Below are 12,374 nucleotides of genomic sequence, written 5' to 3'. Positions count from 1 at the left end.
GCGCTCAAGCCTACATGAACGGACCCGGTTTTCCGAGAGCCGCGCGAGACCCATCGCCCTTTATCGTGCGCGGGGGGCGCCATCGCGTGGCCATCGTCCCGTGGTTTGCCCGTCAACCGCGTGGGAAGAGCCCGTGCCTGCCCGCCGCGCGGAGCTCGTCCATGCCCGCCTGCATCCGCGCGACGACCCGCGTGAACGCGCGCTCGACCTCGTCCGGGTCGCTCGCGGCCTCTCGCGGCAGCCCGAGGTGCAGCGGGCGGAGCACGCGTGTGTGGATCTTCACCGGAAGGGGGACATGGGGGATCGGGATGCCGACGATGAGCCCCCACGGCAGCGCGAGGCCGAGCGGCGCGACGTTCGAGCGCGCGAGCTGCGGGAGGCGGAGCCGCTCGGCGAGCCTGCTCCCGTCCGTGGCGATGTAGAGCGACTGGTGCGCGCCCACGCTCACGATCGGCACGATCGGCACGCCCTCGCGGATGGCGAGCCGGACGAAGCCGCGGCGCCGGCCGAAGCGGATCGTGTACTGCGCCGAGGTGGGCTTGCACGCGTCGAGATCGCCGCCGGGGAAGACCAGCACCGCCGCGCCGCGGGCGAGCGCCCGCCGCGCGTTCTCCGGGCTCGCGGCGACGGCGCCGCAGGCGTTGAGCCAGGGGCCGGCCTTCGGCACGTTGAACGGGAGGTCGTGCATCAGCCCGTACGACAGGCGCGAGGGCCCATAACGGCGCCAGTACGCCGTCATGTGGCAGTACATGTCCGGCATTCCCGTCATCGCGTTGTGGTTGCTGACGGCGAGGAACGGCCCGTCGGGCAGCTCCTCTTCAAACTCGGTCTCGCAGCGGAAGTAGTCGTCGTAGAGCAGGCCTAGCAGCGGGAGCACGCGGGCGATGAACGCCGGGTCGCGCGCGTCGAGGTCGTCGGGGCGGGCGCGCTCGCGCGCTTTGGCGGAGAACGCGGCGATCGCGTCCTTCAGGAGGTCGAGGCCGGGGCGCGGCTCTCTCGGTTGGGTCAGCACCGTTCCCGGTGCCCTAGCCTGCGGCGCGACCGAGGGGAAGCGGATCCTGGAGAGCGCCCGTCGCCCGGCGCGCGCCGCCTCGTCGCGCCGGGCGGGCGCGGCGCGGGCGCCGATCACTGCACGTCGCGGCAGCAGCGGAAGCTGGTCTCGTAGAAGCGGAACCCGTCCGCGTGCGCCGGGTTCGTCGAGCCGCACCGCGGCTTCGCGCTGCCGAAGCAGCCGGACCAGTAACACCCCTTGAGGACGTGGGGATACTCGTTGACGTGGTACTTGGTTCGCACCACCCACTCCTCGACGTTGCCTGTCATGTCGTGGACCCCGAAGGCGCTCACGCACCCCGGCCGCGAGCCGCTCGGCTCGGCCTGGTACAGGGCCGCGACCTCGGCCGAGGCCAGCTCGGAAGGCCAGGTGTTGAGCGCTCGCTCGTCGGGCGCTCTCCACGTCTTGTTGTCGTTGCAGCGCTCCGCTTCATGGGTGTTCCCGTACGGATAGACGAACCCCTCGGGCCCCTGGCACGCCGTGTCCCACTCGTGCTCCGTGCAGAGGCGTTTGCCGCGCGCCTCGCACCAGGCGTGCGCCGAGACAGCGCTCTCCATCACGAGCGGCAGGGCGCCCTCTTCGTTCGGCGCCTCGAAGCGATCGATGCAGTATCCATCGACCTCGACCATGTCGCGCGGGCACGGCCCCTCGGGCTGCGTGTCGAGGGGGAAGTCTTCTTCCTGGATCCCGCCGCTGCCTCCCCCCCCTGCGCCGCCCGCGCCTCCGCCCGCGCCGCCCGCGCCGCCCGCGCCGCCGACGTCGCCTGCGCTGCCGCTGCCCGACGATGTCGCGGCGGCGACCGAGGTGGTGGAGGACGTCGCCGCTGCCCCGCCGCCGCCCGAGGCGTCGTCCGTGCCGACGCCGAGACCGAGATCTCCGTTGCAGGCAGCGCTGAAGAGCGACACGAGACCGAGAAGCGAGGCGATCCGAGCGGCGAGCGCGAACGGGAGAGCTCCAGGGCGCATTGCGGGCTCCTCATCGATCAGGGTGCCAGGGCCGAGGTCTCCCGTCGAGCGAGCGCGCCGCGTTGTCCGCTTTCGCAGCGTGGTTCGTCGCGTCAATTCGTCACCAACATCGACCTTCGTCCTGGATGCCAAGGACACCAGGAGAAGAAAATTACAAGCGCTCCCGGCGCCCTTCAGCGTCCCTGGCGGTCTTCTCGATCGGATCGCTGTCCCGGGCGCGCCCGCGCCTCGCGCTAGAGGCGGAGCTTGCAGCGCAGGATCGCGCTCGGGGTGACGCGCGCGGCGGTCAGCCGGCTCGCGCGCGCGTCGACGCGGGCCCTGACGTCCACCGTGCCCGCGAGCGTGCGGCTCACCAGGTCGCGCGCGAGCAGACCCACGGCGCCGGTCAGGTGTGACATCGCGGCGGAGCCCCCCAGGAGCGAGCACGGGATGGATCCGGAGAGATCCATCCCGATCGTGGCGTCCGCGCCGTCGCGCTGGATCGTGCCCGTTCCCCCGAGCTTCAGCGCGCCGGCGGCGACCTCGACCCCGCCGAGCGCGACGCGCTGGCGATCCGCCGAGACGCGCGCGTCGGCCTTGACGGTGGTGGTGTCGCCGAAGAGGAGCCCGTCGAGCTCCTTCGGGTGGGGCAGGGTGAAGCCCTTCACGGTGAGCGCGATCGGGCCCTCGAGCGGCGCCTCGGACAGCGCCGCCCGGTCCGCCCCCTCCGCGAGCCGCAGCTCGATCGTGCCGGAGACGACCATCTTCGAGGCGCCGACGTCGACGCCGAGGAGCGCGCCGACGGCGGAGAGCGGCGTCGGCGCGAGCGCGATCGCGGCGCTCGGGGAGGGCCGCGGCCGGAGCTCGGCCCGCAGCGGCGCGGTGAGGGCGTCCTCGCCGCCGAAGCCCAGCGAGATGGCGTCTCCTCCGATCGACCAGGCGACGTCGGTGCGCGCGATCTCCTTGCCGGCCCACAGCACGCGCGCCTGCTTCAGCACGCCGGCCTCGGGCCGCGGCGCTGCAGGCGGCGGCGCGGCGGCGCCCGGGGGCGCGCCGGCCGCGCGGCCCTGGAGCGAGCCGTCGGCCAGCGCGAAGACCTCCGGTCCGCCGTCGCGATCCCGGAAGGCGATGCGGAAGCCGCTCGTGGTGAGCGGCAGCGCGGCGGCGCGCTGGCCGTGCTGGGCGGCCCACGCCGGCAGGCCCTCCAGCGCGTCGATCCCCGCGAGGGTGAGCTCGACGCCGTCGGTCGCGATCCGCGCGGGCGAGAGGCCGCGCAGCTCGATCGTGGCGCGCGCGACAGTGCCCGAGAGCCCGCGCACCCCGACGAGCGAGAAGCGCGCGCCGCGCAGGCGGACGGCGCCGAGGCCGAGGTCGATCGCGCCCGGATCCAGCGCGACGCCGCGCGCGCGGGCCTCGGCGATGACGTGCCGGCGGACCGCGGGCGGACCGAGCACGAGGAGCGCGGCGACCGCCGCCGCGAGGACGGCGGCGACGACGATCGCCGCGATCGCGGCGCGACGGCGCCGCTTGCCGCGCCGCGCGCCGCTGCTGTCGGCGGGGTTACCGCCGCCGGCGGCACCGCCGGGCGGCGCCTCCGGGCCGGGGTCGGGGGAGGGGAAGGGAGCGGGGCGGGAGGAGTGCGCCACGGGGAGGAATCCCTCTAGCGTCGTTCGCGCGCGCTCGCGAGCGCTTCGCGCGGCTCAGCGCGCTTGCGGACAGACCCTCGCCTGCGCTACGGCTCAGGAGCCACCCGTTCCGCGGAGCCCGGCATGCAGATCACCATCATCGCGAGCGGGAGCGGGGGCAACGCCACCCTGTTCGCATCCCGCGGCACGCGTGTCCTCGTGGACGCTGGCGTCGGGCCGCGGGTGCTCGCGCAGTGCCTCGCGGCGGCCGGCGCGGGCGGCGCGCTCGGCTGGGCGCCCGACGCGATCGTCGTCACGCACGCGCACGCCGACCACGTCGGCGTGGCGGCAAAGTACAACAAGAAGCACAAGATCCCGGTCTACGCCTCGGAGGCCACCGCGCGCGCCGCCGCGCTCGGCGACCCCGAGCGTGTCCGGCTCTTCTCGTCGCGCGAGCCGTTCGCGATCGGCGCGCTCACGTTCTCTCCGAAGCCGCTGCCGCACGACGCGGCGCAGGTCGCGCTCGTCGTCGACGACGGCGCGCGGCGGGCCGCGCTCGCGACCGATCTCGGGGAGATCCCCCCGGGCCTCCTGGAGCACGTCGCCGGCTGCGATGTGCTGATGCTCGAGTCGAACTACGACGAGGACATGCTCGACGCCGGCCCGTACCCGCAGCACCTCAAGCGCAGGATCCGCTCGGCGCGCGGCCACCTGTCGAACGCGCAGGCGTGCGCGCTGCTCGCGGCGCTCCCCGGCGGCACGCACACGGTCGCGCTGATGCACCTCTCCGAGAACAACAACCGCCCGGAGCTCGCGCTCGACGCCGCCCGCGACGCGCTCGCCGGCAAGCGCGCGCGCCTGCTCGCCGCGCCGCCGCGCGGGCCGCTGGTCCTCGACGCGGCCCCGCCCCCCGGCGCGGCGCGCGCCCCGCTCGCGCCGCCGCGCCAGCTCGATCTGTTCGCGGCGATGTAGAGCGCCGCCCGCGCCGCCCGGTCGCGCGCCGGGCCGAGCGTCAGATGCCCTCGAGCCGCACCTTCTGGCCCGCCACGACGCCGTGGCGCCGCGTCCAGCCGGCGTTCACCTCGAGGACGTACGTCGAGGGGCAGCCGACGTCGAAGGTCGAGTCGTTGAGCGTCGGGGTGTTCTCCTCGATACCGACGATCGTTCCATCGCTGTCGATGAACAGCATGTCGAGCGGGATGCACGTGTTGTGCATCCAGAACGAGTGGTTGGTCCGCTGCTCGAAGGCGAAGATCATCCCGCGGTTCTCCGGCATGGTCTTCCGGTACATGAGCCCGCGTGCGCGCTCCTTCTCCCTCCGAGCGACCTCGACCGTGACGTCGGGCGCCTTCGCGTCGAGGAAGATCACCTTGCCTGTCGCGAGCTGGAACGGGCCGGTCGGGTCGTCGGGGCACGCGGGATCCGGGCCGACGCGGCTCGGCGGCGGCCGCTCCGGCGTCGCCGGGGTCGGCTCGATGCAGCGCCCGTCGTTCGGCGTCGCGGCGGGCTCGGGCGGCGCGACCTGCGGGGCGGGCCGGTCGGGCGTGTCGGCGCGGGGCGCGTGCGGGGTCGGCTCGTCGACGCGGCGCTCGCACGCGCCCAGGGCGGCCCCGAACAGCAGCGCGCCCAGGGCGGGCGCGAGCGAGGCGAGCGGGACGAGCGAGGCGAGCGTGGACAGACAGGTCGCGGGGGCGCAGCGCGAGCTCATGCCGCTTCCTACCACGGTGAGGCTCGTCCTTGACCGCTGGACCGCGACGCGCGAAATCCTCGCACGATGATTGTCCGAGCCCTCGCCACCCAGTCCATCGCCACGCTCGCCGCGCTGGCGGTCCTCGCCGGATGTTCGAAGACCCCGGAGCCCACGGCCGAAGAAGCGCCGAAGCCGACGTCGAAGACGACGCCCGCGTCGACGGGAGCGCCCGCGTCGGGGCAGGCCGGGGACAAGGCAGAGGAGAAAAAGGAGCGCCCGCAGCCGCAGCGACGCAAGGTCAGCGCGAAGCCGGTCGCCGAGGTCAAGCCCAGCGAGGACGACCCGGTGAAGGGCAAGTGGACCCTCGACGACGCCACGAAGGGCCTCCCGCCGGGCAAGACGCTGATCGCGTCGATCGAGACCGATCTCGGCACGCTGTCGTGCAAGCTGTTCGACGACAAGGCGCCGATCACGGTGGCCAACTTCGTCGGCCTGGCGCGCGGGATCAGGCCCTGGAAGACGCCCGATGGCGCCTGGGAGAAGAAGCCCGCCTACGACGGGACGATCTTCCACCGCATCATCAAGGGATTCATGATCCAGGGCGGCGACGCGAAGAAGAACGGCACCGGCGAGGCCGGCTACGTGATCCCCGACGAGGTCTGGGAAGACGGCAGCCACGACCGCCCGGGCCTCCTGTGCATGGCGAACCGCGGCAAGAACACGAACTCCGCGCAGTTCTTCATCACCGACGCGGCGGCGTTCCACCTCGACAACGGCTACACCATCTTCGGCGAGTGCGGGCCCGAGGAGCTCGTCCACAAGCTGGCGAGCGTCGAGACCAAGGGCGAGCGGCCGGTGAGCCCGCCCGTGATCAAGAAGGTGACGATCACCCGGCAGTAGCGCCGTCCCGGCGCGCGACGCCGCGCGCCGGAGATCGCGGATGCGCGCCGGCTACTCGCAGTCGCTCGCCTCGCCGGGCGAGGGCGTGGTCGCCACGGTGAAGCTGACGTCGAGCCACTCGCTCGTCTCGTCATGCCCGGTGATGCCGTTGCCCTCGGTCAGCAGCTCGCCGGCCTCGCGATCGCTGCAGCGGGTGATGCTCTGCCGGTCGCCGGCGACCGCAGCCGCCCGCTGGCTGTTGCGCGAGGTGTCATCGGCGTAACCGCTCTTCCCTGTCTTGTACGCCATCTCCGAGTTCCCGAGCTCCGCGCCCCAGATGACGTAGTCGACGTCCTTGACCGGGGCGCCCTCCGTGCCGTCCCACTCGAAGAGGACCACCATCTCGCCGTCGCCCGTGAGCAGCCCGCCGGACTGCGCGCCGAGCGCGCCGTTCGTGGGCGCGACCATGGCCGGCACGTCTTCCCCCCCGCAGGGGATGGGCGCCGAGTCAAGCGCGAAGTCGGCGCATCGATCGTACTCGAGCTCGAAGCCGTCGTGGGTCGCCAGCACGAGGTGCTTCCCTGCCTCGATCACGGTCCCGGCAGGGAACTGGACGAGGAAGTCCGTACCTGCGCTGCCGCTCGGCTCCCAGGCAACGCCCGCGGCGATGAGGTAATAAACGGTGTTGTCCGAAAGGTAGTAGTTCGTCAGGTCGACGTCACTCTCGGTCGGGTTCCAGATCTCGATGAACTCGGCCGCTCCCGGCGCGACGACGATCTCCGAGATCAGCAGGTGGCCGGCGGGCTCACCGCTGACCTCGCCGCCGCCGCCCGCGCCGCCCGCGCCGCCGTCGCCGCCCGCGCCGCCACCGCCGGTCTCACCGCCGCCGCCGCCGCCGCCGCCCTCTCCGGTGGTGCTCGACGTGGTGCTCGATGAGCTCGCCCCGCCTGCGCCGGCCGGATCGTCACCGCCGCAAGCCATGAGGTGGGTGAACGCCAAGGGGGAAGCAGCGAGGAGTGCGATACTGAGCAGGTTGCGCTTGTGCATTGGTGAGAGATACATCAGAGCGCCGGCCAACAGGCAAGTGGGATTGCAGCCTGGGGGAAACGATCCACCCGCTTGCGTTCGCGTCAGGACGGTGCCCGCGCCGCCAAATGCATGGCGGGCGCGTGAGGAATCGATAGCATGGCGCCATGAGACGGTGCTTCTCGCTCCTCCTGACACTTCTCTGCGTACCGCTCCCGGGGCTCGGCCTCGCTGCCGGTTGCGGCCAGACAGTCATCGTGGACGATCCTTCCGCTGGCGGCGGCGGCGGTGAGGCCGGCGCGCCGCCCGTCCAGAACGGCGAGGGCGGCGAGGACGCGGGGACGGTCCCGCTCGAAGAGTACGACGATCCCGGCTGTCCCGACGTGGAGCCGATCACCGACTTCGCGTGCGATCCCTACGATCAGTCGAGCGGCTTTTGCGCCCCCGGAGACGGGTGCTTCATCTACGTGCAGTATCCGGCCGAGCCGTGCGGGCAGGAGATCTACGGCGCCTTCTGCGCGCCGGCTGGCCCGGGTGGGCAGGGCGATCCGTGCAGCGGCGGCGGCCAGTGCGGCGCCGGGTTCGCCTGCGTCGTGACCGGCTCGGGCACGCAGTGCGTGCAGCTCTGCCAGCTCAGCGGCGACGGCCGCTGCAGTCCGGGGCTCGTGTGCGAGCCGATCGACGTCGCGGGGATGGGCGGATGCTTGTGACGAAGCGCTCGGTGGCTCGTCATGCACATCGGAAGACGGCGCTGGCGCTGATCCTGCTCGGGATCGCCGCCTCCGGCGGCGCGCTCTCGGGCGGGTGCGGCGCGCGGACCGGGCTGAACATCCCGCCGCCCGCGCCGGAGTGCGAGGTGGACGCGGACTGCCCCGGCGCCGATGATCTCTGCAAGCCGGTGTTCTGCCAGCTCTTCGCGGCGGAGCAGCCCGACGCCGGCGCGGCGCCGTCGCCCGACGGCGTGCCGGGCGGCGAGGCGCCGCGGCGCGGCGGCACGTGCGTCGAGCTCGCGCCGGTCGACTGCGACGACGGCGACCCGTGCACCCGCGACAGCTGCGAGAGCGCGACCGGCACGTGCAGCTACGGGCCGTCGACGCTCGACACCGACGGCGACGGCTTCCGCGCGGCGCTGCCCGGCACGATCCCCGGCGATCCGCTCGCGTGCGGCGACGACTGCGACGACGCGAGCGCCGCGGCCTTCCCCGGCGGGCGCGAGATCTGCGACGGCGTCGACAACGACTGCGACGGCACGGTCGACAACGGGGCGCGCTTCGTGCCGCTCGACGCCGACGCGACGCGCATCTCGGGCGACATCGCGCCGGCCGGCGCCGGCGGCCTCGCCTGGAGCGGCACGTCCTACGCGGCGCTCTACACGGGGACCACGCAGGGCTTCAACCTGTACCGCTCGATGATCAGCGCCGAAGGGGAGCCGCTCCCGCCTGGCGAGGAGATCATCACGCCGAAGAACGGCGACGCCTCCGGCGGGCCCATCGTGTGGGTCGGCGACCGGTACGGCGCCGCCTGGCAGGATCGGCGCGACGGCGACTACGAGGTGTACTTCTCCCTGCTCGACGCCGACGGCCAGAAGGTCCAGGGCGGCGATCGACGGCTCTCCGAGGCGTTCGGCTTCTCGGTCAACGTGGCGCTCACGTGGAACGGCACGGAGTTCATCCCCGTCTGGCAGGACGAGCGCAACGGCATCTTCGACCTGTTCGCGCAGCGCATCGACATCGACGGCAACCTGATCGGCGAGAACGTCCAGCTCACCGATGCCTCGGGCGGCTTCGGCAACGAGGCGCCCGCCGCCGCGGCGGGCCAGAGCGGGATCGGCGTCGCGTGGGCCACGGGCGACGCGACCACCCACTTCATCCAGTTCCGGACGTTCTCCGCCGAGCTCGACCCGATCTCGGACATCGTCACGCTGACGAACGGCCAGACCGACGCTGTCTATCCGACGGTGGTCTGGAACCGCGATCGCTACGTCGTCGCGTGGTTCGACAAATCGGCGAACCCCAAGGCCATCTACGCGGCCACGGTCTCGGAGGACGGCACGATCCTCGCGGAGCCGAGGGCCATCTCGAGCCCTGGCCCGTTCCGCTCGCGGTATCCGTACCTGCGCGCGCTCGGCGATCGGGTGCTCGCGATCTACTCGGACGACCGCGATCAGAACGACGGCTACGAGCTCTACGCGGTCACCGTGAGCGCGGACCTCGTGCCGCTCAGCGTCGAGCAGCGGCTCACGTTCGCGCCCCGCGACAGCATCGGCCCGATCGCCACGTTCGGGCCGGAGGGCGACGTGGGCATCCTCTTCCGCGACGATCGCGAGGGGGGCGAGCACCACGTGTTCTTCACCCGGCTCGGCTGCATCGCAGGCGACTGACAGCCCCGCGGCCGAGCGCGTCGGCTGCCCGCGGCCGAGCGCGTCGGCTGCCCGCGGCCGAGCGCGTCGGCTGCCCGCGGCCGAGCGCGTCGGCTGCCCGCGGCCGAGCGCGTCGGCTGCCCGCGGCCGAGCGCGCCGCGTTCGGCTCAGCTCCGGGTCGGCTGGCGGCGCAGCCGGAAGGGGCCGGCGCGATGGACCTTGCCCGGGAGCGGGCGGCCGATGACCTGCTCGGCGATGTTGCCCGCCTCGATGAGCTTGTCGAGATCGACGCCGGTCCGGACGCCCATCCCGTGGAGCATGAACACGAGATCCTCGGTCGCCATGTTGCCGGCCGCGCCCGGCGCATACGGACAGCCGCCCACGCCCGCCACCGACGCGTCGAGATCGCGCACGCCGAGCTCCAGGCCGATCAGGATGTTGGCGAGCGCCGTGCCCCGCGTGTCGTGCAGGTGCAGCGCGAACCGCTCGGGCGGCATCGCGTCCAGGAAGCGGCGGACGATGTCGTGCGTCTGCCGCGGGGTGCCGATGCCGATCGTGTCGCCGAGCGAGACCTGGTAGCAGCCGAGCTCGATGAGCCGCTCCGCGATGCGCACGACGCGGGCGGGATCGACGTCGCCCTCGTACGGACAGCCCCACACCGTCGACACGTAGGCGCGCACCGCGAGGCCCGCCTCGCGCGCCGGCGGCACGATCTCCGAGAACACCGAGAGCGTGTCGTCGATCGACTTGTTGATGTTCGCGCGGTTGTGCGCCTCGCTCGCGCTCAGGAAGACCGCGATCTCGCGCAGGCCCACCGCGAGCGCCCGCTCGAGGCCGCGCGCGTTCGGGCACAGGGCGCTGAAGGTCACGCCCTGCTCCTGGGGGAGCGTCCTCGCGAGCTCCTCGGCGTCGGAGAGCTGCGGGACCCACTTCGGCGAGACGAAGCTCGTGATCTCGATCCGGCGGAGGCCGGCGGCGACAAGCGCGGCGATGAGCCGCCGCTTGCCCTCGATCGGGATCATCGCCGCCTCGTTCTGGAGCCCGTCCCGCGGGCTCACCTCGTAGATCGAGACCTCGTCGGCGACGCGCGCGAAGAGCGGCGGCGGCGGCGCAGGTGTGGCGCGGTCCGCGCTGGCGTGCTCGGCGGTGCCCTCGGTCATCGGCAGACCCTCATCGCCAGAGCGGGGCAGCGTCAACCGGTCACCATCCGGAGCTGCCTGTTCGGCGCGGCCGGCGTGAAGGGGATCGGGTAGCTCCCCGAGAAGCACGCGTGGCAGTAGCTGTCCGCCGACGGCCGCGGCGTCGCGGCGTCGCCCTCGCGCGCCTCGATCGACCGCACGCCCTCGACGAGGCCCTCGAGCGACAGGTAGCCCACGCTGTCGGCCGTCAGGTAGCTCCGGATCTCGTCCACGGAGTGGCTCGCGGCGATGAGCTCCGAGCGCGTCGGCGTGTCGACGCCGTAGTAACAGGGCCACCGCGTGGGCGGGCTCGAGATGCGCATGTGCACCTCGCGGGCGCCGGCGTCGCGGATCATCTTCACGATCTTGCGGCTCGTCGTCCCGCGCACGATCGAGTCGTCGACGACGACGACCCGCTTGCCCTCGATCACCGCCCGGTTCGGGTTCAGCTTGAGCCGGACGCCGAAGTGCCGGATCGACTGCTGCGGCTCGATGAACGTGCGGCCGACGTAGTGGCTGCGGATGAGCCCCATCTCGAACGGCGCGCGCGCGCGGTCGGCGAAGCCGATCGCCGCCGGGACGCCCGAGTCGGGCACGGGGATCACGACGAGATCGTCCCCGGGCTCGACCGGCTGCTCGATCGCGAGGCGCCGGCCGAACGCCTTGCGAACCTCGTAGACGCTCACGCCCTGGATCGTCGAGTCGGGGCGGGCGAAGTAGACGTGCTCGAAGATGCAGAGCTTGCGCGGCTCGGGCGCGAAGGGGAACTCGGAGCGGACCCCCTCCGCGCTGATGATCACCATCTCGCCCGGCGCGACGTCGCGCACCTTGCGCGCGCCGATGAGATCGAACGCCGTCGACTCGCTCGCGACCACGTGGGCGACGCCGCTCCCGCCCGGCATCTCGCCCAGGCAGAGCGGCCGGATCGCGCGCGGGTCGCGCACGGCGATGAGCTCGCGCTCCGTCAGGAACAGCAGCGAGTAGGCGCCCTCCACCTGCTTCAGCGCCTCGGCGATGCGCTCGCGCAGCGACTCCTTCTTGCTCATCGCGATGAGGTGGACGATCGACTCGGTGTCGCTCGCGGTCTGGTAGATCGAGCCGCGCTCCTCGAGCTGCTCGCGCAGCGCCTCATGGTTGGTGAGGTTGCCGTTGTGCGCGACAGCGAGCGAGCCGCGCGCGTAGTCGACGCCGATCGGCTGCGCGTTCTTCAGGTGCGAGCCGCCCGCGGTCGAGTAGCGGACGTGGCCGATGGCGCGATCGCCCGGCAGCGCCGCGAGATCGGCCGGAGAGAAGCCGGACTGCACGCGACCCATGGCGCGGTGGCCGAAGAGGCGCTCCCCGTCGCTGCTGACGATGCCCGCAGATTCCTGTCCTCGATGCTGGAGCGCGTGCAACCCGAGGTAGGCCATGTTGGCCGCCTCGGGGTGGCCAAAGATTCCGAACACACCGCACATGCAGCCTATCTAGTACGAAAACGGGGCATGACCCACCGTCATGGCGATCTGTTCTCAGGATGAGGCGGCCGAGCGCCGGCGCAGATGGACGGCGGACGCCGGCGCTCGGCCCGCGCGCGCGGCAGGCCCCCAGGCCGACCCGTTGGATATGTAAGAATACTAACGAAT

Annotated in this window: 11 protein-coding genes; 4 read left to right on the top strand and 7 right to left on the bottom strand. The window is 72.7% G+C overall.

Annotated elements, in window-relative coordinates; all coding sequences use genetic code 11:
- Nucleotides 1-112 precede the first annotated feature (112 nt).
- From WMF42_RS22240 to WMF42_RS22230, 3 genes are all read right to left on the bottom strand, one after another.
- Nucleotides 113-1,012: a 1-acyl-sn-glycerol-3-phosphate acyltransferase gene (locus WMF42_RS22240; protein ID WP_061608664.1), complete on the bottom strand. Its 900-nt coding sequence runs from the start codon at nt 1,010-1,012 to the stop codon at nt 113-115.
- Nucleotides 1,013-1,125: 113 nt separating this feature from the next.
- A complete protein-coding gene (locus WMF42_RS22235; protein ID WP_437694121.1) occupies nt 1,126-2,016 on the bottom strand; it encodes a formylglycine-generating enzyme family protein in 891 nt (296 codons plus the stop codon).
- A 233-nt stretch (nt 2,017-2,249) separates the two neighbouring features.
- Nucleotides 2,250-3,641, bottom strand: coding sequence for a hypothetical protein (locus WMF42_RS22230; RefSeq protein WP_437694119.1), 1,392 nt, complete (start codon nt 3,639-3,641; stop codon nt 2,250-2,252).
- Nucleotides 3,642-3,764: 123 nt separating this feature from the next.
- Here WMF42_RS22230 and WMF42_RS22225 point away from each other — a divergent pair, with 123 nt between their 5' ends.
- Entirely contained in the window at nt 3,765-4,592 is an 828-nt protein-coding gene (locus WMF42_RS22225; RefSeq protein ID WP_434048716.1) for an MBL fold metallo-hydrolase, read from the top strand.
- A gap of 40 nt (nt 4,593-4,632) precedes the next feature.
- Here WMF42_RS22225 and WMF42_RS22220 read toward each other — a convergent pair whose 3' ends face one another.
- Nucleotides 4,633-5,328, bottom strand: a complete 696-nt coding sequence (locus WMF42_RS22220) for a DUF192 domain-containing protein (RefSeq protein WP_061612794.1) — start codon at nt 5,326-5,328, stop codon at nt 4,633-4,635.
- A 66-nt stretch (nt 5,329-5,394) separates the two neighbouring features.
- Between WMF42_RS22220 and WMF42_RS22215 the strand changes: the two genes are divergently transcribed.
- Nucleotides 5,395-6,210 carry a peptidylprolyl isomerase gene (locus WMF42_RS22215; protein ID WP_437694116.1) on the top strand — a complete coding sequence of 272 codons (816 nt, stop codon included), beginning with the start codon at nt 5,395-5,397 and terminating at the stop codon, nt 6,208-6,210.
- Nucleotides 6,211-6,261: 51 nt separating this feature from the next.
- On the opposite strand, the gene WMF42_RS22210 is transcribed toward WMF42_RS22215, so the two are convergent.
- A complete protein-coding gene (locus WMF42_RS22210) occupies nt 6,262-7,188 on the bottom strand; it encodes a lamin tail domain-containing protein (protein ID WP_437694114.1) in 927 nt (308 codons plus the stop codon).
- 194 nt (nt 7,189-7,382) lie between these two features.
- Between WMF42_RS22210 and WMF42_RS22205 the strand changes: the two genes are divergently transcribed.
- Together WMF42_RS22205 and WMF42_RS22200 are read left to right on the top strand one after the other, a co-directional pair.
- The gene (locus tag WMF42_RS22205) at nt 7,383-7,925 is read left to right on the top strand and encodes a hypothetical protein (protein WP_437694112.1); all 543 of its coding nucleotides are present in this window, start codon (nt 7,383-7,385) and stop codon (nt 7,923-7,925) included.
- Nucleotides 7,926-7,936: 11 nt separating this feature from the next.
- Complete coding sequence (locus WMF42_RS22200) at nt 7,937-9,595, top strand: MopE-related protein (RefSeq protein WP_437694110.1); 1,659 nt, start codon at nt 7,937-7,939, stop codon at nt 9,593-9,595.
- A 146-nt stretch (nt 9,596-9,741) separates the two neighbouring features.
- On the opposite strand, the gene WMF42_RS22195 is transcribed toward WMF42_RS22200, so the two are convergent.
- The gene (locus tag WMF42_RS22195) at nt 9,742-10,734 is read right to left on the bottom strand and encodes a hydroxymethylglutaryl-CoA lyase (RefSeq protein WP_437694108.1); all 993 of its coding nucleotides are present in this window, start codon (nt 10,732-10,734) and stop codon (nt 9,742-9,744) included.
- A 32-nt stretch (nt 10,735-10,766) separates the two neighbouring features.
- On the bottom strand, nt 10,767-12,206 hold the full coding sequence (purF, locus tag WMF42_RS22190) for an amidophosphoribosyltransferase (protein ID WP_061612799.1): 1,440 nt from the start codon (nt 12,204-12,206) through the stop codon (nt 10,767-10,769).
- Nucleotides 12,207-12,374 lie beyond the last annotated feature (168 nt).

This window comes from Sorangium sp. So ce176 (assembly GCF_051519835.1).
GTDB lineage: Bacteria > Myxococcota_A > Polyangia > Polyangiales > Polyangiaceae > Sorangium > Sorangium cellulosum_G.
Note: the sequence above shows the minus strand (reverse complement) of the source record. Positions and strands in the feature narration are given on the sequence as shown.